The organism is Sphingobacterium olei (assembly GCF_005048855.1).
Lineage (GTDB): Bacteria > Bacteroidota > Bacteroidia > Sphingobacteriales > Sphingobacteriaceae > Sphingobacterium > Sphingobacterium olei.
The window spans coordinates 82,535-103,453 of the sequence record NZ_SUME01000004.1 but is presented as its reverse complement, the minus strand read 5'-3'; the positions used below and the strand labels follow the sequence as shown (position 1 = coordinate 103,453).

Below are 20,919 nucleotides of genomic sequence, written 5' to 3'. Positions count from 1 at the left end.
ATGAAAAAGATATATATCCTACTTTTAGCAATGACAGCCAGCATTTTCATACTTTCCTCCTGCAACAATGAATGGGAAGATGAACAGTATGAGCAATTGGTATCGTTCAAGGCTCCACCCAATACGGAAGGTGTGAACTGGATCTACGTGCGGTACAAGGGAAATGGAAAAGTAACCTTTAATTTGCCCCTGATCGTGAGCGGATCTACGCCCAACACGCAGGACCGCACGGTGCGGATCGGTCTTGATCTGGACACTTTGTCCATTATGAACCGGGAACAGTTCGGGCAACGACAAGAGCTTTTTTACCAGCTGCTGGAGCAGAAACACTACAGTATGCCCGAGACCATCACGATCCCTGCGGGTCAAAGCCAAGTGAATATTCCGATTGAGTTTTCGCTAGCGGACATAGACGAAGTGGAAAAATGGGTGCTTCCTTTACAGATTTTAGACGATCCAGGAGGGAATTATCAGGTTAATCCCCATAAACATTACAAAAGAGCTATGCTGCGTATCATGTCATTTAATGAATATTCAGGGATGTATAACGCCACACAGTTTCAAATAACTTTAGAAGGTAACACTACAACTCCCCTTACAATAGATCGGCATCGTGCGTATGTGGTCGATGATGAGACCGTCTTTTTCTACGCGGGAACGCGGGATGTTGATTACCTTGACCGAAAGAACTACAAGGTATTTGTACGCTTTACCGATGAATCTCTAGATCTACAAAATATAAAGAAAAAATTGGAAATATGGAGTGATAATGCGGCGAATAATAAATTTGAATTAGGTGCTGAGCAAGCTTACTATACAGTACAGCAAGAAATGGACGAAGTCAGGCCTTACTTGAAGCATATTTACTTTACACTTTTTTTCGGTTATAAATTTGAAGACTACACAACTGCGCCGGGCTTGCGGTTAAAGTATGATACGAAAGGTACCATGTCCATGCAACGTGATCTGAATACCCTGATCCCAGACGAGGATCAGCAAATTCAATGGTAACAAAAAATGGGGTTGCGTAAATTCGCTGACAACCCCATTTTTTGCTCCATTAACTAATTGCCTATCGCTTGACCCCAGCATTGAGAGATCTTTCAAGAGACCGTTCTTTAGATTCTTCCTATTGTCAGAATGACAGCGGAAGTTGCACAACTTAAAACAAAAGAAAAATGTTAAAAAAATTACTGACTAATATACTGCTGTTATGGATTGTTATTCCATTTATTGGATCGTGTAAAGGCACAGAAGAAAAAACGATTGAAAGGGAAATTACCAGTTTTTCGGTCGTGGATCAAAATGGAACAAATCACGAATTAAATGTAAATAATGCAAAAAATACAATTACGAACAGGGAGACCTTTCCACCGCATGTTAATCTATCGCGTCTAATTGCTCAATTTAAAACGAATAGTGCGGATGCTATTCTTAAAGTCAATGGCGTGCCGCAGCAAAGTGGCAAGGGAGAAACCGATTTTACAGATGAAGTTGGCTATGATCTATATGTTGGCGATGTAAGACAGCGCGCTTACACCGTCAACATCACGAAAGAAGCCATGGCAAACACATTCCGAACATTTGCTTTTTCGGATCAAACAATGTCGCTTTTTCCGCTTGTGATAGATGAAGAAGCGAGCGAGATTTCCAATGAGAATGAAATTCCCAAAAATGTCGATATTACCGCATTACAGGCTATATTTACCCTTACCGAAAGCAAAGCTACCGTCAAAGTAAACGGTGTAAAACAAGTAAGTGGTGTACAACGTCATGATTTTTCCAAACCTGTGGTGTACACCATTGAAGGCGAAGACGGCTCGTCCCGAAGCTACACCGTCAACTTAAAACGAGGCAACGTAATAGCGATTACAAACCCTGTTATGTCCGGGAGTTATGCAGATCCGACAGTAATCCGTGTGGGTAACGAATTCTATGCATATGTGACATCGGGCCGTGTAAGAGGGTATAAATCCTCCGATTTGATCAACTGGAGCCGTATCGGTACAGTCAGCGAAGTTTTTACAACTAGACCTGATTTTGTCGAAGTTGTCGCGGGAAAAGATGGCCCTGGCATGTGGGCACCCGACATTAATTATTTTGATGGCAAGTATGTGATGTATTATTCCATTTCCCAGTGGGGTGAAGGAGCAAAATGTGGAATAGGTGTAGGTGTTTCGAATTTACCTCAAGGGCCTTTTGTGCCACCGGCCGGTAATCCCAATGGTAAACTGTTCATCAGTACAGAAATCGGGGTACACAATTCCATCGACCCTTGCTTTTACGAAGAAAATGGAAAACGATACCTTTTTTGGGGAAGCTTCCATGGATTATATATGACAGAACTAACTGCCGATGGTATGGCGGTAAAGGATTTAAGTAAAAAGACCAAAGTTTCCGGTAACGCTTTTGAAGCCACTTATATCCACAAAAAAGGCGATTACTACTATCTCTTTGCGTCCGTAGGCGGTTGTTGCGATGGTTTGAACAGTTCTTATAAGGTGGTAGTCGGACGATCGAAAAATCTTGCAGGCCCTTATTTGGGGCGCACAGGTACAGATATGAATACCGTAAATTCATGGAATGCACCAGGCTTTGATCCGATCGTATTACAAGGCGACGGTACATACATTGGTCCGGGTCACAATGCGAGAATCCTCACAGATAAGAACGGAGTAGATTGGATGCTGTATCACGCCTATATCAAAGAGAATAATGCCGTTGGTTCCCGTAACCTACTGCTTGGCAAAGTGAATTGGGATAATGAAGGTTGGCCTAAAGTTGATAACGGCACACCGTCTGCTGTACTTACCCAAATGCCTGAATTTTAATAATAGAATGAATATCACTAAATTCAACTTCATGATAAGCAAATATTTTATGTTGGCGATTGCACTGCTTTGGTCTTGCAAAAGCAGTAGCAATGCGATCTCCACGGAAAAAGAAGAAGACGATAAAAAGACCGTCGTCGTAGCATCCGTGTCGAATTTAGCCGCAGGAGAAACCGATAAGAAGAACGAACTGAAGATCACTTGGAATAATCCAACAGCGACGGTATCCGTGATGATTTCCTATACAGAGGAGGGAACGGATGAGGAACATACTGTTACGCCTCATATACGTACAGAAGGAGAAAACAGAAGCTCCTATGTATTAAAATTACCACGATATGCGACTTATAAAATTGCCGCCGTCGCCATGGATAATTATGGACGAAAATCAGAATCCCTCACGGTAACAGCTACTCCGGCCAAGGAGGACGCTCCCCGATCCTACGAGATAATCGGGGATAAATTACCTATTGCTGACCCTTATGTTTTGTATCACGAAGGTAGATATTATGCCTACGGAACCCGGATTAATGGTTTTGAAATTTATATATCGGAAGATCTGAAACATTGGAAGCGCAGCACAAATCTTGCCTTATCGCCCGAAAACTCGTGGGGGACGAGATGGTATTGGGCTCCCGAAGTCTACTATGTGGCATCTAAAAATCGATTTTATATGTTTTATTCCGTTGACGAGCATATATGCGTAGCGTCATCAAATAGACCTGAAGGCCCTTTTATACAGCAGGAAAAAACACCTATTGTGAGCGAAAAAGCAATTGACACCCATTTGTATATTGATGAGGATGGTACGCCCTACTTATATTATGTGCGTTTTACAGGTGGAAACGTCATTTGGGTGGCTGAGATGAATGATGATTTAAGAACTATTAAAACTGAAACATTGACAAAATGTATCTCCGCCGAAGAACCTTGGGAACGGAAGCAAGGAACGATTGCTGAAGGTCCCTCCGTGATCAAGCATGGCAACATGTATTACCTCATGTATTCTGCTAACCATTTTGAGAGCCAAGATTATGCTGTGGGTTATGCCACATCAAATTCACCTAAGGGTCCATGGAAAAAATACAATGGCAATCCGATTCTACGAAGGGATAAACCTGCTGCTTCCGGATTAGTCGGCACAGGTCATGGCGCTCCTTTTATCACTGCTGATGGAAGTTATAACTACATCTATCACGCACATGCAAATATGAATAGCATAGGTCCAAGGACTTCCTACATCAACGACATGACAATTTCTGAAGATGGTGTCATTCGTATTAGCGGAGAAGCAATCAATCCGGTGTTGGTAAAATAAGGAACTCTCCCTGCAGAATTAATTGGGCAGGCTATCGTGCCTGCCCAATTAATTCTGCTTATTAGCGTGTGTCCAAGCTTTTGGGATCAAAAATCGCTACACCCACCTGACTGTCTGCGCAACCGTAATACAAAAACCATTTGTCTTTAAAATAAACAAGTCCTTGGATAAATACCGTACCATCCGGATACTGTCCACTTTTTTCGAACGCCTCGGTGGGTACAAAAAATGGCTTATCCAAACGACCAATAACTTTGGATGGATTTTCTAAATCAAACAGTACCTGTCCTGCCGCATACGTTCCGGCGGTATAGTTTGTATCTCTCCCGTCGCCGCCTTTGTTTTTGCCGTTGTATAAGACCAGGATGCCCTGATCAGTAATAATTGCAGGAGGGCCACATTCCGTCATATCACTATCAAAATACCCCTGTCTTGGTTTTACAACCAGGTCCAGATCACCCCTTTCATTCAAGGTGGGTTTCCAGTTAATCAAATCATCAGAAGTAGCAATATTCATAAAGCGCTCACCCCAGTACATCATGTATTTTCCGTCTACCTTGGTGATCACTTGCTTATTGTTCTCGACTTTAGTCACTATTGAGCCGGATTTACAGAACATATCCTTAAACTTTCCATTGTGTGCTTGTTGAAATGCGGGGCCGTGCTTTGTCCAATTTTTCAAGTCCCTAGATGTGGCCACGGCTAGGCGTGCTACTTTTCTGTTCCATTGCGTATACATCATCACATATAAGCCACCATCGGTAACAGCGATACGTGGATCTTCGCATCCACCCGGCCATTCATTTTCCTTTTGTGTGTCTTCGTCGGGATAAAAGATCGGCTTGCTGCTTCGTTTCATGTTGATTCCATCTTTACTTTCGGCGATACCCAATCTCGATGTGCGTTTACCAATACCCATACCGGATTTATCTTCCCCACGATACAGCACGTAAATCCGGTTGTTCTTCACCACCGCTCCTGGATTGAACACATCGCTCGCTTCCCAAGCTATATTTTGCTTGCTCATTGGGTCGAAAAAAGTGCTTTCCGGGTTAGGCGATATCACTGGATTGGCCCCTTCTGGACGTATGAAAGGACCCAATGCCCAATCAGGAAGCTGGTGCTGTGCATTCGCAAAAGAAGTAAAACAAAGAAAAGCTATAAGAATTTGTAGTCGTAAATTGATATAATTCATAATGGGGTCTTTTTGTTCGATTATGGTCACTCGACCATACAAATATTACTAATATTTACCTAAGAAAACCCGTTAATTGTATCAATTAATTGATTTTTTGTCTCAGCAGCAAATGTAATTAAGCAGCAATCGTCTATGCTATCAAAAAACATATTGAGACGATTTCACATTTTATTGATACAGAGAGATATTTTATTCCGGAAGACATTTGGGAAATTTGAGTATTAAATTGGCTAATTTTTATAAACGACACCTAATACTAATTCGAAAAAGAATAAGCTACTTCATGTAAAAGGATTTCACTGTAGATTCGTAAAATTAAAACCAACGTGCCGATACAAACTAACAACATACGCATGAAGATAAAGGCTATTTCTAAAATTTTAGGTTCCCTTACTGTAGGGCTGGCTTTACAGCAACCAACCCAAGCAGTTGCACAATATGCAGCAAATAAAGAAACAACAACAAAGCCAAATTTTATATTTTTCATCACTGACGACATTGGTTGGGACGATTTAGGCTGCTACGGAGATCCAAATGTCAAGACGCCAAATATCGACAGTTTGGCTAAGTTAGGACTTAAGTTCGAAAATGCATATCTGACGACCAGCAGTTGTAGCCCAAGTCGTTCTAGTATCATTACGGGGCGATACCCCCACAATACCGGAGCACCCGAACTACACGATCCACTTCCTAGCGGACAGGTAATGTTTCCGCAGCTCCTGAAGGAAGCCGGCTATTATACGGTGTTATCCGGCAAAAACCATATGGGGCCACAAACGAAGCATGCATTTGATACGATCTCACCGGGCAAGGGGCCAGGTGGCGAAGGAGATTGGAACCAGATTATAAAAAACAGACCGAAAAATCAGCCTTTTTTCTTTTGGTTTGCCAGTCTCGATGCGCATCGAGACTGGCAGATTAACGATAAGGGCCCCATATACAATCCCGATGATATCATCGTGCCACCGATGTTATACGATGGCCCAAAGACACGTCAGGATCTTGCCGCATATTACCACGAAGTGTCGCGCGCCGACTATTACCTAGGGAAAATTGTCAGGGAATTAAAGAAGCAGAACATGTTGGAGAACACCTATATCATCTTTATGAGTGATAACGGAAGACCGTTCCCTCGAAGCAAAGGAAGATTATACGACAGCGGAATAAAAACGCCTTTTATTGTCTATGGTCCTAATGTACATCAAGGTAAAACTAACGCTTTAATAAGCGCAATAGATATTGCATCTACGGTTCTAACATTGGCAGGTAATGACGTCCATGATAATATACAGGGCGTGAGCTTTCATTCCATTTTAGTCGACGGCGGAAGATCGGAACACCGTGATTTTGCGTTTGCCGAACACAATTGGCACGTCTTTCAAGCCCATGAACGAATGGTTAGGCACAAAGACTGGGTATATATCAGAAATGCTTTCCCCGAGCATCAGAATTTGGTAGGCGAATCTACACGGCAGTTTCCCGCAGGAAGCGAATTGTGGGATGCCCATGATCGCGGATTGACAGTCCCGGAACAGGAAGATGTGTTTCTTGTACCCCGCGAACACGAAGAATTATACTATCTCCCTGCTGATCCATATCAATTTACCAATCTCGTGTTCGATAAAAAACACCAAAATTCCCTCGTTTATTTGCGAAAAGTAATGGATCAATGGGTTGCCGAAACAGGAGATTCTGTGCCGCAGAACCCAACACCCGATCGAGATGATGTTTATGGAAACCGGCTTCCGGGAGAATGGAAAAAGGGGGAAAGGGCCGGGGTGGCTAAGGGTGCTTTAAAAACAAAAGAAAAAGGCCCTCGCCATATTAAGGATGTGCGGTAAAGTTAAAAGTTACTAAAAGATAGCATAATTTCGTATATTCACAGCGCGCAATTAGAGATCGCTATATTATAAATCAAAAGTCGTAAATAACAACTTCTTGTTAGTAACAATGGGATATGAAAAACCTAAGAAATCATACGGATGAAGCATTGGTTATCCTATTGAATGATGATGACGAAAAAGCTTTTTTGGAGATTTATGATCGCTATAAAAATGAACTCGCGGCGCATCTCATTCGGCTGTTGCGTTCCTATGAATTAGCTGAGGAGGTGTTGCAAGAGGTGTTTATGATGTTATGGGAGAAGCGCCATGCGATGGATGCATCAAAGTCCGTTCCAGCCTACTTGTACCGGAGTGCAATAAATAAATCAAAAAATGTATTTCGTAAATTGGCGAATGACAGTCGTCTGCGAGAGGAATTTCTGAGATACTTTAGGTCGACGGATAATAACATGGTGGAGGAGTGGATAGAACATAAGGAAACGCAACAATTGCTACAAACATTGTTAGATCGCTTACCACCTCAACAGAAAAAAGTTTATGAGCTTTGTAAGCTTGAAGGACTAAGCTACAAAGAGGTAAGTGAACGACTTAAAATTTCCATAACTACCGTTAATAGCCACATCAGAAATGCTAACATTTTCTTAAAAGGGGAACTGAAAAATCAAACTGAACTCATCAATATTTTATATCTCACTTTTATTTTTGATATTTTTTCTTCCTGATTACCAGCGATTTGCAAAATAAGCCCTATTCCTGTTGCTTGCTTTTTGCATTTGAGGTGTAATTATACAGTTAGCCAAAAATTATAATGGGTAAGAGCCAGTACGATATCGAAGTATTATGTAGAAAATATATAGACCTTTCTATTTCTGAGGAAGAGTTGAAGGCGATGCTGGATTATTTCAAAGACTATGGTATACCTGAGGCATTTGATCATCTTTTGCGTAAAGAATTCTCGAACACGATCGCGCACAATCCGTCTAGGGAAGCAGAGGACCTAACCGATAAGGTAAAATTAAAGTTGAGAAAACATATCGCATCGAAAAAGAAATCAGATTTAAATCGCTGGCTTCCTTATGTTGCGGCCGTATTTATATCAGGGATGATCGGGATTTCATGGTTTATATTCTCACCGAAAGCTGATGATACCGTTGTCTCTGAAATAGATATTATGCCGGGCGGAAATAAAGCAAAGATAATACTTGCCGACGGCAGGACACTTACCTTGGACGAAAGTCGTAATGGCATTATCGTCGATGAAAAAGAGATCACGTATAATGATGGAACATCCACTGTTGTAGCATTGGAATCATCTTCTCCGCAATGGTTGACGCTCAGTACACCACGTGGCGGAACATATAAAGTTACGCTAGCCGACGGAACAACGGTGTGGTTAAACGCCGAATCAACGCTAAAATATCCTACCCATTTTGCTAAAGGAGAGCGCATCGTGGAATTGGAGGGAGAGGCTTATTTCGATGTAAAACGTGTACAAACTGATAACACGGTTGCACATTTTAAACCATTTAAAGTTGTTAGCGCCAACCAAACGATTACCGTTTTAGGTACAGAGTTTAATATTTCGGCTTATCACGATGAAGAGGAAACGAAGACCACCTTGGTGGATGGTAAAGTTCGTGTCGAAACACCTCGATCTGGTGAAGCGTTGACACTTCTTCCAGGGGAACAGGGAAAAAATGGAAAGAATGGACTTCAAAAAAGTAAGGTGGATGTACACGATTATGTCGATTGGAAGAACGGCGAATTTGTATTTCGGGATGAGACCGCAGAAGAGGTATTGGAGAGGATAGCCCGTTGGTACGACTTCGAAATTGATAGCAGCAAATATGTGCCTTCCAATGAGGTATTTTCCGGAAGTATTTCGAGGTACGGTAACCTACGGACGGTGCTGGATATTATGCAGGAGGCGGGCGGTTTAACATTCGAAGTTAAAAATAGAACCGTGATCATCCGCAATAAAATCGGAAACTAATGATAAAATTTAAAAAATAGTGTATGTTATAATTTGACAACAATCAAGTGAACAAGAAGCCGAAAGTGCGACCAACACTTTCGGCAATATCTGCAAGGCAGAAAATGTTCAGGACAAACCATAAAGCTAGTTATTCAATTGAACCAAACATTACTGTAAATGTACGAAAAAATTACTTTCCCGCTTCAGCGGGTGTTAAAAACTCAGGTGCTTATGCGCATACAGCTTACGCTAACTATCATTATCTTCTTCGTTATGCAGGTGGGAGCGAGAAGTGTGGCACAACACCACGTTACGCTTCAGCAAAACGGCATTTCCATGAAGGAAGTCTTTCGCGAAATCAAGAAGCAGACCGACCGAACGGTTTTTTATTCAGCAAAACGAGTGAATGATACCCGGAAAGTTAATATTAATCTTAAAAATGCTACGCTCGAAACCGTGATGGACGAATGTCTTAAAGGACTGCCCCTGACGTATGTTATTATGGATAAAACGATCGTACTGAAAGAAAAGAAGACTGAAAGAAGCAAACCTATCCACCAACAATCGGAGGAAAGGGAATCCAATATGCATATTCAAGAAAATGTGGTAACAGGCACCGTCAGCGATGCAAATGGAACTGTATTGGCGGGGATTTCTGTATCGGCGGAAGGAACAACTTCCGCCGTAGCTACATCGGATAATGGAAGCTACAGCATAGCTGTTAAATCAGACGGAACTCTCATTTTTCAGTCTGTAGGTTTCGTACGCAAAGAGGAAGCCGTCCGAGGTAGATCTGTTATAGATATAACCTTGGAGCAAGAAATCAGTGATTTGGATGAAGTGGTCGTTGTGGGGTACGGTACGGTGAAGAAATCTGATTTAACAGGTGCCGTCAACGTAATCGATGAACAAACGATCCGTAATACGCCTGCCGCAAATATTGCAATGGCGCTGCAAGGTGCAGGATCAGGGGTGAACATACAGAGAAGTGGAGGATCAACACATCCGGCACATACTCCTGAGATCCGTATCCGCGGTACGCGATCGATCGCTGCAGGCAATGACCCTCTTTTGGTTGTGGACGGTATTCCTTACGATTTAGGTATGCTAAACAATATTTCACCAGATGATATCACTTCAGTTACCGTTCTTAAAGATGCTTCGTCAACAGCAATCTATGGTTCGCGTGGAGCCAATGGAGTTATACTGATGACGACCAAGCGTGGAGTAGAAGCGGCAAAAGCGGCAGTGACTTATAATGGGTACGTAGGGGTTAGCAAGCCGTTGGGATTTTATGATGCTATGAATTCGGATGAGTATATGCAACTACGGAAATGGTCCATGTACAATCGTTACAAAAATTCGGACAGTTACACAGGTATCGACGATCCCAGGGTATTACAACGTGTATTCGAAGGAGGACTCGATGGAGAAATCGAAGGTTATGACAGAGGTGTATATACCGACTGGCAAAAAGAGTTGTATGATAAGGATCCAGTCATCAACAATCATCAGATCAGTATAGCAGGCGGATCGAAAAATACCCAATATGCTACATCGTTGGGATATTTTAAATCGACAGGTATATACGATTTACAGTCGATGGAGCGTGCAACCCTGAAATTGTCTGTGGATCATGCCATAAACAAGTACCTTAAATTAGGGTTTAACACATTGAATACCTACTATATAAGTAGAGGAGAAAGCCTGAATCCGATGGGCGATGCGCTTTCACTCAGTCCGCTCCTATCGCCCTATTTGGACGATGGATCGATACGGGAAAAAGTACATCCAAATGACCTAATGAGTAATCCCCTCATGGATCTTCGTCCAGGAGCGATTCAGGATGACCGCAAACGGTTGTCAACATTTACGACAGGTTATTTAGATGTCGATTTCACGCATGGCTTTAAATACAGGCTCAATGCAGGTGTACAGCTATCGCAGACTACCCTGCAACGCTACTATCAGCAAGGGACAAGTAAGCGCCGGCAGTCATCAAACTATGGGTATAATGAATCAGCCTCATTGATGAATTATACGCTTGAGAATCTTTTAACTTATGACAAGAAAGTGGATAAGCACAACTTCAATGTCACCGCTTTGTTTAGTGCTGAAGAAAGAGAATCGCAGGATTTCGATCTAAACTATGAAAACGTACCGACCAATCAGGTAGGTTATTACAATCCGGGTACGGCTGAGAACCATAAAGGAGGTGGAGGCTACAGCAAATGGAGCATGCTTTCTTATATGGGGCGCCTTAATTATGACTTTGACCAACGTTATTACCTGACCGCAACGTTTCGTGGGGATGGCTCTTCCCGTCTGGCCCAAGGTAATAAATGGCACTATTTCCCTTCTGCTGCCCTTGCGTGGAACATAGGCCATGAACAGTTTATGGACAGAACGGCTCATATATTGTCCCAGTTGAAACTGCGTCTCAGTTATGGTGAAGTCGGTAACACCAACGTGAATCCTTATGATACCATAGGCAATATGAGTAGCAACAGGTACATCTTTGGTTCTCAGGGCGTACTGGGATATTATCCGACTGCGGCCTCCAACAGTGAACTGAAGTGGGAACGTACAGCCAGTTATAATGCCGGTATAGATTTTGGTTTTCTGAAAAACCGGGTTACTGGTTCTATTGAAGCCTACAAACAATACTCCAACAATTTGATGATGAATTTCACTCCTCCTGCAACAAGTGGTGTCAGTACAGCTATCCCTTACAATGTAGGTAAAACAGAAAATGTAGGGTTTGAGACGAATGTCCGTATGGATATTTTCAATGGCGACGGCAAGAATAAATTCCAATGGAGTACGGATCTCAATATCTACTTTAACCGGAATAAGGTTGTGCAGCTTACTGAAGGAGTAGACCAACTGATTTCCGACAACCTCTTTGTCGGTCATCCGCTAGGATCTTTTTACGAATATGTAGGATTAGGTATCTGGCAAGACACTCCTGAAGACCGGGCGCTGGCCGAAAGCTTCGGACTTAAAACCTCGGGCGACGAATCCGTGATAGGGACTATTAAAGTGTCCGATATCAGTGGACCCGATGGTGTGCCTGATAACATAATCAACGACAATGACCGCAAAGTATTGGGAAGCCATCAGGCCAACTTCGAAGGTGGATGGACAAATACCCTAGCGTATAAGAACTTTGACTTTACCGTGGTGATGAATTTCCGCCAAGGAGGTCTACTTAGGTCTGAACTCTATGGCGGCGGACAAAACTCTCTGTTAGGTGGTTATACAAACAATCTGGATGTGGATTATTGGACCCCGGAAAATACAGGTGCGCGTTGGCCAGCTCCAAATAATAGGGTACAGAGCATACCTTATAAAGGAACGCTTACACTATTCGATGCGTCTTACCTCAAGATACGGACAGTGACGTTGGGTTATACTTTACCCGATCAGCCCCTTAGATCAATAGGATTAAGCAAGGCCCGCATATACGCAACCGCTACAAACCCGTTGACCTTCTTTTCAGAATATGTGAACAAATATAAAGGTCTCGATCCGGAGACCAACCGTGTGATGGGTACAGTGGTTCCTCCATCGTGGCAAATGTTATTTGGTATTAATATAACTTTTTAAGTACGAGATGAAACCGAGAGAATAAATAATCATTAACACACAGGAGAATGATTATTTACTCGAGCTCTCATCAGCCATTAGAAAAAATTAAATAGATGAAAATGAAAAATCTAATATTTTTATTAATATGTATACCGTTACTATTCGTCACGGCGTGCAAGGATTTTCTGGAAGAGGAAAATCACTCGAAAATTACACCCGAGTCGTTTAATACACCACAGGGATTTGAACTTGGATTAAATGGTGTTTATGGCGGAATGCGCGCTTTTTATGGTCCCATTAGTGCTATCCATATGTTGACGGTGACTGGAACCGATGAGTTCTACAGCCGTGCTTCGGGTGACATTTATAATTTTGGTAATTATACGGCAAATTACAAACCCAGTTCGGACTATATTTATTCCTACTGGAGATCTTCGTATACATTGATCAATACCTGCAATGGTCTTGTGCACTTTGGGCAAGACATGACGGGCATTACAGAAACTAAAAAAACAACTATGCTGGCGGAGACCAAATTCTTCCGGGCTTTGCTTTATTTTCGTTTGGTGCAATTCTTTGGCGATGTGACATTGAACCGTACATATAATGATGGGGTTATAAAAGAGGCTAAGCGTGACCCTATGGCTGATGTGTACGATTTTATTATCGAAGACCTCTTGTATTGTACAACGCCGGGCAACCTGCCCGCAGGATCGAAAGATACAAATACAGGCCGTGTTACACAAGCTTTAGCCCGTCATCTACTAGCAAAAGTATATCTCACCCGTGGATGGAGCAGTGCTGCTCAATCTACCGATTTTCAGCAGGCATATGATGTAGCAACAGCACTAATTGAGGATGGCGAGCAAATAGGCGTCAAGCTTATGCCAAAATATGCAGATATCCATAAACCTGGCAATGAAAATAATCAGGAAATACTGTATAGTGTACAGATGACAAACGATCCGATTTATGGTGTACCTGAATCGGATGCAAATATGAATCATCTTTCACATGTCTTTGTTGCAGGTTATTTTAATTTTAATGGTAGCGGTAATGTTCAACAGATAGAAGATGGACGTGTTTATGCGCGATATCACGGAACAACCTGGCTTTATAATGAAGCCTTTGGTGATGTAGACAAAGATTCGCGCTATTACGCTACATTCCAAAGCGAGTGGAAAGCTCCGGTCGATTTTCAGAATAGAACCCAGGAATTTTATGTTGGCAACACCAAGTATTCTGCTATTAGAAGTGGAACAAAAGGAAACCTTGCAGGTTATCTTCCGGGCAAAAACATGACCAGAGAAGAAATAGGGGCGACAAATTATTATATACTGACGCCCGAAAACTACACAGATCCTTCATTCCCAACAATGAAGAAATTTTTGGATCCCAATCGTGCAAGTCTTTCATTCGACTCCCAGCGTTCAATCATCGTATATCGTTTGGCCGAAACATACCTTATCGCTGCCGAAGCTGCTTTTAAACTGGGCAATAATTCTACAAGCAACGGAGCTGCTTATTACATCAATGAACTTCGTAAAAGAGCTGCCTCGAAGGAAGAATATATTGACGACCTGATGATTGCTCCCGGAGATATAACCATCGATTATATTCTTGATGAAAGAACACGCGAGCTTTGTGGAGAACAGTTGCGCTGGTTTGACCTTGTTCGCACACAAAAATTAGTTGAGCGTGTACGGAAGCATGGGTTCTTTACGACAAAATGGACAAACCATACCCTGCCTAAGGATAATATACAGGATTTCCACGTATTGCGCCCAATTCCACAGAAACAAATCGAGTCTGTTATTGCAGGCGATCCCTATCCACAACAACCTGGAGGGTGGGAAAATATGTAATCACTTGTTTAGACTATACGGGCGTACAACATCTGGCGTACGCCTGTTTTAATTTGGAAGGCTCATAATAGAAATCGGATACATAAAATAAGATAAAAAATAAAGGTTATTGTGAATTGATACATTAATGCAATAAAATAAGATGATTTAACGGTTTATTCCCGGTATCTTTTTTTAATATTGCTACTTATCATTATAAAACCTACTGCTAAAAATGAAAAGAACAATATTTCTTTTGGCCACCTTGCTGCTTTGCTTATCGGCATTTTGCCAGCCAAATTTCCTAAAGCGCTTACAGAAAGGAAAGCACCAGCATATCGTGGTATATGGAACCAGTTTGTCCAGTGGTGGAAACGGAAGGGCCTGGATGGACGTGGTCAAGGCACGTATTGCAGAGGAGTATGGCGATAATCTCGTCCATTATACGCTCGCCGGTAAGGGCGGGATGTGGTCTGTCTGGGGCGTCAAAAACTTCGAAGATAGTGTCATTGCCAAAAAGCCGGATGCCGTGTTTATAGAGTTTGGTATGAACGACGCATTTAAAGAATACGGGACATCGGTTGCGCTTGCTAAATTGAATCTGGAATATATGATTGACCGCGTACGACTTTATAGCGATTCCTGCGACATCTTTTTACAGGTTATGAATATGCCTATCGGAAAATCTGCTGCCTTTAGACCCGATCTATCAGCGTATTATGCGATGTATCGGGAAGTAGCACGGCAAAAAAAGGTTATGCTTATCGACCATTACACCAATTGGCAGAACATCTTAGATCAGGGGGAAGAGGTTTTCAGGCAGTACGTTCCGGATGGCTTACATCCCAATAAGAAGGGTGGAGAAGAGGTCATTGCACCGGAGATAATAGAATTTTTAAACTTAAATGTAACAGATAAATAGAAAACATGAGGAAAACACTATTGGCTATGGTTATCATAGCGCTACTTGTTTCTTGCAACCAATTGCATTCAAATGAATATCAAGCAGACCTGATTGTCTATGGCGGCACATCAGCGGGTATTATTTCTGCGGTACAGGCAAAAAAATCGGGGAAATCGGTCATCGTCATATCGCCGGACAAACACTTGGGCGGATTGTCATCGGGGGGGCTTGGGTTTACGGATACAGGTGATAAATCGGTCATCGGGGGGCTAGCACGCGATTTCTATCATCGTGTGTATCTGCACTATCAGGATAGCGCAGCTTGGCGCTGGCAAGGTCAGTCGGAATACGGCAACAAAGGCCAAGGTACAGCAGCAATAGATGGTAGCGAGCGTACGATGTGGATTTTCGAACCCCATGTAGCCGAACAAGTCTTCGAGGATTATGTAAAAGAGTACGAGCTGGAAGTTTGGCGAGATGAATGGTTAGATCGGGAGAGTGGTGTGATGAAGAAGGGCGACCGTATCGTTTCCATTACGACCTTAAGCGGGAAAACGTTTAAGGGAAAGATGTTTATCGATGCCACGTACGAGGGTGATTTAATGGAGGCTGCAGATGTGAGCTACCACGTGGGACGTGAGGGGAATAGTGTATACGGAGAGAAATGGAATGGCATACAGACTGGAGTATTACACCACGACCACTGGTTTAAGAGCGACATTAGTCCATACGTAATAGCGGGTGATAGCACGAGTGGGCTTTTATACGGCGTGTCAGCTGAGGATCCAGGTGTCTATGGGGAGGGCGATCATCGGTTGCAGGCCTATTGCTTCCGGATGTGTTTAAGTAACCACCCCGATAACCGCGTGCCCTTTCCGAAACCAGATTATTATAAACCGGAAAATTATGAGCTACTGGCGCGCGTTTTCACATCGGGCTGGCGCGAGACCTTTCGTAAATTCGACCCAATCCCCAATCGCAAAACGGACACCAACAACCATGGCCCCTTTAGCACGGATTTTATTGGTATGAATTACGATTATCCTGAAGCGAGTTACGAACGTCGTAAAGAGCTAATCAAAGAACATGAAGATTATCAAAAAGGACTGCTGTATTTCATGGCTAACGACGAGAAAGTACCGGTTGATGTGCGCAGGGAAATGGCGCAATGGGGCTTAGCGAAAGACGAGTTTACAGACAATGGACATTGGCCCCATCAGTTATACATCAGAGAGGCACGTCGCATGGTAGGCCAGCACATAATGACCGAACACGATACATTCAGCGAAACTGAGATTTCTGACCCTGTAGGCATGGGGTCTTATTCGCTAGATTCGCACAATGTACAGCGATACGTAAAGGCTGACGGGTATGTTCAGAATGAGGGGGATATCGGTGTAAAGCCCAAGAAGGGGCCTTATAAAATATCCTATGGCTCACTCGTACCCAAGAAAGAAGAATGCGTAAATCTTCTTGTTCCGGTATGTGTCTCCAGTTCACATATTGCCTTTGGTAGCATTCGTATGGAACCGGTATTCATGATACTGGGCGAAAGTGCAGCTTTAGCCGCATCTTTGGCTATTGACCAAGGTATCGGCGTGCAAGATGTACCCTATAGTGCTCTTCAAAAGATGCTGCTGGAAAATAAACAGATCTTATCCAAACCATAAGCAAAATATGTAGGATATTAAGAATTAAATCGTAATTTCAAACAGAAAGGATTATATATATGGATTTGATCAACAGAAGAATCGCCCTTCGCAGGTTACTGTTTATCGCGGGCGGTACACTTTTGCTTCCAGCCTGCTATCGAAAATCGGGCAAGCCAACTATTGAACTGACCCATTTGGTGATAGAGGAAGAACATGAAAATTTGCTAGCCGAGCTAGTTGAGACGATTATACCCTCTTCTAATACCTCTGGAGGACAGGAATTATTACTACACCTCTTTGTTTTGAAAATGGTGGATGATTGTCATAATCCAGAAGATCAAGCAGCTTTTATGGATGGATTGACGTCATTTTCTACTTATGCGCGCGAGAAAATGGGAAAGGATTTTATCAAACTGGAACCAGATAAGCGCCTTGCTTTTTTAGAAGAGATGAAGGAAGTAAAAGATGAACCGATAAAACGGTTTTATGCCATTACGAAACGCCGAACCATACAGGGGTTTGTGAATTCGAAGTATGTGATGACTGACTTAAAAAAATACGAGTTAGTTCCCGGTCGATATAATGGCTATGTAAAAATGGCCTGACGGCACATAGAAGAGAACAGAAACAAAATAAGAGAGAACACATAAAAGAATGGCAAACTTAAATATAGATGATGTAAAAACGCGCGTTTTCGATGCTATTGTAATCGGCTCCGGAGCAAGTGGAGGTTGGGCGGCAAAGGAATTCACCGAAAAAGGTTTAAAAACCCTCGTCCTCGAACGCGGACGCGACGTGGCACATGTCAAAGACTACCCAACGACTAACCTCTATCCATATGAATTGGAACACCGTAATGAAATAACCTATGCCGATAAGCAAACGAATCCGATTGCCAACAGATGTTACGCGTACAGAGAGGACACGCAACATTTTTTCGCGAAAGATGAGGAACATCCTTATATTCAGGAGAAAGATTTCGACTGGATTCGCGGATATCAGGTTGGTGGAAAATCATTGATATGGGCACGACAAACGCAGCGCTGGAGCGAATATGATTTTGAAGGACCTGCACGTGACGGCTTTGCGGTGGATTGGCCTATCCGGTATCATGATATCGATCCATGGTACAGTTACGTAGAACGTTTCGTTGGTATTGCGGGCAATAAGGATGGGCTATCTACACTCCCGGATGGTGATTTTTTACCGGGTTACCCGTTGAATGCGGCGGAAGATTATTTCCGTCAATCCGTCAATCAGCACTTTAAAAACAGGCACGTCATCAGTGCGAGGTGCGCACACCTCTCCGATCCACAGCCTATCCATCTTCAGCAGGGACGTGTAAAATGTCAGCACCGCGTACTGTGTCAGCGTGGTTGTCCTTTTGGAGGTTACTTCAGCAGCAATGCCTCTACTCTTCCTTGGGCACAAAAAACGGGTAATCTCACCTTACGTCCCCATTCGGTAGTGCATTCGATACTGTACGACCAAGAATCGGGCAAAGCGAAAGGTGTAAAAGTGATTGACACCGAATCACTGGAGGAAATAGATTTCTTCGCTGAGGTAATTTTTGTTAACGCTGCGGCTTTAAATACCAATCTTATTCTACTCAACTCTAAGTCGGACCGTTTTCCAGAAGGACTAGGAAATGACAACGGACTGCTAGGAAAATATATTGCTTTTCACAACTACACCGCACGTATCAGTGCGGAATATGATGGTCTTCTCGAATATCGAACAGATGGTCGAAATCCAGCCGGTGGGGGGTATATCCCTAACTTCCGTAATGTGGATAGTCAGGAAACAGATTTCTTGCGCGGTTGGGCAGCAGCTTTCAGTGCCAATCGTTCACAGGTTCGGGACACCAACGGTGTGGGTGATGCGCTCAAGAATGCATTACTCGATGATTCAAAATGGAGTAACTGGCGCATACATTCTCATATGATGGCGGAAACTATCCCCAAGGAAAGTAATCAAGTGTGGTTAGACGCAAGTAAAACCGATAAATGGGGCGTGCCACTCTTACATATTTCTGTAGATTACGCCGAAGACGATTGGCAAAGGCGTAAAGATTACTACGAACAGATGACTGCGATGTATGAGGCTGCCGGATTTAAGAACATCAGAACGTCCAATGATTCCCGTCGACCCGGAAACGATATTCATGAGATGGGTGGGGCTAGGATGGGCAACGATGCGAAGACTTCGTTATTGAATAAATGGAATCAACTCCACCTCTGTAAGAATGTTTATGTAACAGATGGCGCATGTATGACATCAACAGCGACGCAAAACCCGACATTGACCTATATGGCACTTACCGCGAGAGCAGTGGACCACGCCGTTAAGTCATTAAAAAAGGGCACTTTATTAGATGGTAAACAATAAAATAGGTTGTCGCAAAAATTTAGTTTACAGTGCACTGTTTAAGCTGTCCTAATCGAGTGTTAAGAAGGTACTGGTTTCAGTAGCCGGTACCTTCTTCATTTATCCCAAAAGCTTTTCGGTTTCCAGGTATTTCATAATGATCTGCGTCGCACCAGCACGTTGTTTCACATACGCACTAGCGGCTTCCCCACAAATCTTCCGGCGTTCCTGTTCGTTCAGCGATCTAAAAACACCCTGCAAGTCGTTGTAGTTGGCAATAGAAAATCCAGCCGTTAACGTGACGAGATCTACCGCTTCCTGAAACTTTTCATATTTTGGACCAAAGATAATCGGCATACCATAGGTGGCCGCTTCCAATGTATTATGGATCCCGACACCAAAGCCACCTCCTATATATGCAACGTCGCCATAATAGTAGAGAGACGATAACATGCCAATATTGTCAATGAGCAATATTTGCGCTGCTTCAATTTTGGCAGCGGTATACGATGAAAATTCGGAAAAATTAATGGCCTGAGGAAAGAGTTTAAGCAGGCTATGTATATGATTATCATCCACCTCATGTGGGGCAACTATAAATTTCCACAATGGATATTGCATGGCAAGTTGCTGCAATAGCGCTTCATCCGTTGGCCAGGTACTCCCCGCAACAAGTACATGCTGATTTCCGACAAATTGCTTTATGGGAAGGATTTCCTGATGTTTCTTGGGCAACTCCACCACCCGGTCAAATCGGGTATCTCCCGCCAAACCTGCATGCGTAATTCCAATCCATTTTAACATATGGACACTATCCGTATTTTGGGTAAAGAAAAAGGAAACTTTTTTGAGAATAGAACGGTAAAATCCGCCATACGGCTTAAAAAACAGTTGTTCCTCTCGAAAAATAGCCGAAATCATAAGCAAACGAATCTTGCGTTTATGGAGTTCATTAAAATAATGGTACCAATATTCGTATTTGGTGAAAACGGCAAATTTAGGGTTGATCGCTTCCACAAAGTCACGTGCGGCCCTCGCAGAATCTTCAGGTAAATAAAACACATAATCCGCCAATGGGGTATTTTTGCGAATCTCATAGCCTGAGGGAGAAAAAAAAGTTACTACAATTTTTTCATTTGGATATTTTTTTTTGATCTGTTCCAAAACAGCCCTTCCTTGCTCAAATTCTCCTAAGGAAGCAAAATGAAACCAGATGTGTTCCTGACCTTTTTCAACCGTGTGTTTTATGTGTTTTAACAGTCCTTTTCGTCCGTCTACCCAACGTTGTGCCTTGGTATGAAAAGGAGCTATCAACCGTAGTATCATACCGTAAAAAACAATTCCCAGATCGTAGAGTATCCGCATATTAATGAAATAATACTTATCTTCGTCAAA

General features: G+C 42.8%; 14 protein-coding genes. 12 read left to right on the top strand and 2 right to left on the bottom strand.

Annotation, left to right across the window (positions count from 1 at the left end):
• The 3 genes from FAZ15_RS10510 (at position 1) to FAZ15_RS10500 (ending at position 4,149) form a co-directional block, all read left to right on the top strand.
• Positions 1-1,011, top strand: a complete 1,011-nt coding sequence (locus tag FAZ15_RS10510; protein ID WP_136901277.1) for a DUF4973 domain-containing protein — start codon at positions 1-3, stop codon at positions 1,009-1,011.
• Positions 1,012-1,178: 167 nt separating this feature from the next.
• The gene (locus tag FAZ15_RS10505; RefSeq protein WP_136901276.1) at positions 1,179-2,831 is read left to right on the top strand and encodes a family 43 glycosylhydrolase; all 1,653 of its coding nucleotides are present in this window, start codon (positions 1,179-1,181) and stop codon (positions 2,829-2,831) included.
• A 31-nt stretch (positions 2,832-2,862) separates the two neighbouring features.
• Positions 2,863-4,149 carry a glycoside hydrolase family 43 protein gene (locus FAZ15_RS10500; RefSeq protein ID WP_202912370.1) on the top strand — a complete coding sequence of 429 codons (1,287 nt, stop codon included), beginning with the start codon at positions 2,863-2,865 and terminating at the stop codon, positions 4,147-4,149.
• Between the two features lie 61 nt (positions 4,150-4,210).
• Here FAZ15_RS10500 and FAZ15_RS10495 read toward each other — a convergent pair whose 3' ends face one another.
• A complete protein-coding gene (locus FAZ15_RS10495) occupies positions 4,211-5,344 on the bottom strand; it encodes a glycoside hydrolase family 130 protein (RefSeq protein WP_136901275.1) in 1,134 nt (377 codons plus the stop codon).
• A 356-nt stretch (positions 5,345-5,700) separates the two neighbouring features.
• On the opposite strand from FAZ15_RS10495, the gene FAZ15_RS10490 reads away from it, so the two are divergent.
• The 9 genes from FAZ15_RS10490 to FAZ15_RS10450 all read left to right on the top strand — a co-directional run bounded on the left by FAZ15_RS10490 (position 5,701) and on the right by FAZ15_RS10450 (position 19,545).
• Positions 5,701-7,188 (top strand): sulfatase family protein, encoded by a 1,488-nt coding sequence (locus FAZ15_RS10490; RefSeq protein WP_136901274.1) that lies wholly within the window; start codon positions 5,701-5,703, stop codon positions 7,186-7,188.
• A gap of 116 nt (positions 7,189-7,304) precedes the next feature.
• The gene (locus tag FAZ15_RS10485; RefSeq protein WP_136901273.1) at positions 7,305-7,913 is read left to right on the top strand and encodes an RNA polymerase sigma factor; all 609 of its coding nucleotides are present in this window, start codon (positions 7,305-7,307) and stop codon (positions 7,911-7,913) included.
• A gap of 86 nt (positions 7,914-7,999) precedes the next feature.
• On the top strand, positions 8,000-9,184 hold the full coding sequence (locus FAZ15_RS10480) for a FecR family protein (protein ID WP_136901272.1): 1,185 nt from the start codon (positions 8,000-8,002) through the stop codon (positions 9,182-9,184).
• A gap of 159 nt (positions 9,185-9,343) precedes the next feature.
• Entirely contained in the window at positions 9,344-12,775 is a 3,432-nt protein-coding gene (locus FAZ15_RS10475) for a TonB-dependent receptor (protein WP_136901271.1), read from the top strand.
• Between the two features lie 101 nt (positions 12,776-12,876).
• Positions 12,877-14,622, top strand: a complete 1,746-nt coding sequence (locus FAZ15_RS10470; RefSeq protein WP_162304921.1) for a RagB/SusD family nutrient uptake outer membrane protein — start codon at positions 12,877-12,879, stop codon at positions 14,620-14,622.
• A 214-nt stretch (positions 14,623-14,836) separates the two neighbouring features.
• Positions 14,837-15,523 carry an SGNH/GDSL hydrolase family protein gene (locus FAZ15_RS10465; protein ID WP_136901269.1) on the top strand — a complete coding sequence of 229 codons (687 nt, stop codon included), beginning with the start codon at positions 14,837-14,839 and terminating at the stop codon, positions 15,521-15,523.
• A gap of 5 nt (positions 15,524-15,528) precedes the next feature.
• Positions 15,529-17,175, top strand: coding sequence for an FAD-dependent oxidoreductase (locus tag FAZ15_RS10460; protein ID WP_136901268.1), 1,647 nt, complete (start codon positions 15,529-15,531; stop codon positions 17,173-17,175).
• 59 nt (positions 17,176-17,234) lie between these two features.
• Positions 17,235-17,762: a gluconate 2-dehydrogenase subunit 3 family protein gene (locus tag FAZ15_RS10455; protein ID WP_136901267.1), complete on the top strand. Its 528-nt coding sequence runs from the start codon at positions 17,235-17,237 to the stop codon at positions 17,760-17,762.
• A gap of 49 nt (positions 17,763-17,811) precedes the next feature.
• Positions 17,812-19,545, top strand: coding sequence for a GMC oxidoreductase (locus tag FAZ15_RS10450; RefSeq protein WP_136901266.1), 1,734 nt, complete (start codon positions 17,812-17,814; stop codon positions 19,543-19,545).
• A 99-nt stretch (positions 19,546-19,644) separates the two neighbouring features.
• Here FAZ15_RS10450 and FAZ15_RS10445 read toward each other — a convergent pair whose 3' ends face one another.
• A complete protein-coding gene (locus FAZ15_RS10445) occupies positions 19,645-20,889 on the bottom strand; it encodes a 3-deoxy-D-manno-octulosonic acid transferase (RefSeq protein WP_136901265.1) in 1,245 nt (414 codons plus the stop codon).
• Between the last annotated feature and the right edge of the window lie 30 nt (positions 20,890-20,919).

Coding starts and splice junctions, on each gene's coding strand:
- FAZ15_RS10475 (WP_136901271.1), top strand. CDS start 9,344: ATGTACGAAAAAATTACTTTCCCGCTTCAGCGGGTGTTAAAAACTCAG.
- FAZ15_RS10500 (WP_202912370.1), top strand. CDS start 2,863: ATGATAAGCAAATATTTTATGTTGGCGATTGCACTGCTTTGGTCTTGC.
- FAZ15_RS10490 (WP_136901274.1), top strand. CDS start 5,701: ATGAAGATAAAGGCTATTTCTAAAATTTTAGGTTCCCTTACTGTAGGG.
- FAZ15_RS10470 (WP_162304921.1), top strand. CDS start 12,877: ATGAAAAATCTAATATTTTTATTAATATGTATACCGTTACTATTCGTC.
- FAZ15_RS10460 (WP_136901268.1), top strand. CDS start 15,529: ATGAGGAAAACACTATTGGCTATGGTTATCATAGCGCTACTTGTTTCT.
- FAZ15_RS10510 (WP_136901277.1), top strand. CDS start 1: ATGAAAAAGATATATATCCTACTTTTAGCAATGACAGCCAGCATTTTC.
- FAZ15_RS10495 (WP_136901275.1), bottom strand. CDS start 5,344: ATGAATTATATCAATTTACGACTACAAATTCTTATAGCTTTTCTTTGT.
- FAZ15_RS10445 (WP_136901265.1), bottom strand. CDS start 20,889: ATGCGGATACTCTACGATCTGGGAATTGTTTTTTACGGTATGATACTA.
- FAZ15_RS10485 (WP_136901273.1), top strand. CDS start 7,305: ATGAAAAACCTAAGAAATCATACGGATGAAGCATTGGTTATCCTATTG.
- FAZ15_RS10455 (WP_136901267.1), top strand. CDS start 17,235: ATGGATTTGATCAACAGAAGAATCGCCCTTCGCAGGTTACTGTTTATC.
- FAZ15_RS10450 (WP_136901266.1), top strand. CDS start 17,812: ATGGCAAACTTAAATATAGATGATGTAAAAACGCGCGTTTTCGATGCT.
- FAZ15_RS10480 (WP_136901272.1), top strand. CDS start 8,000: ATGGGTAAGAGCCAGTACGATATCGAAGTATTATGTAGAAAATATATA.
- FAZ15_RS10465 (WP_136901269.1), top strand. CDS start 14,837: ATGAAAAGAACAATATTTCTTTTGGCCACCTTGCTGCTTTGCTTATCG.
- FAZ15_RS10505 (WP_136901276.1), top strand. CDS start 1,179: ATGTTAAAAAAATTACTGACTAATATACTGCTGTTATGGATTGTTATT.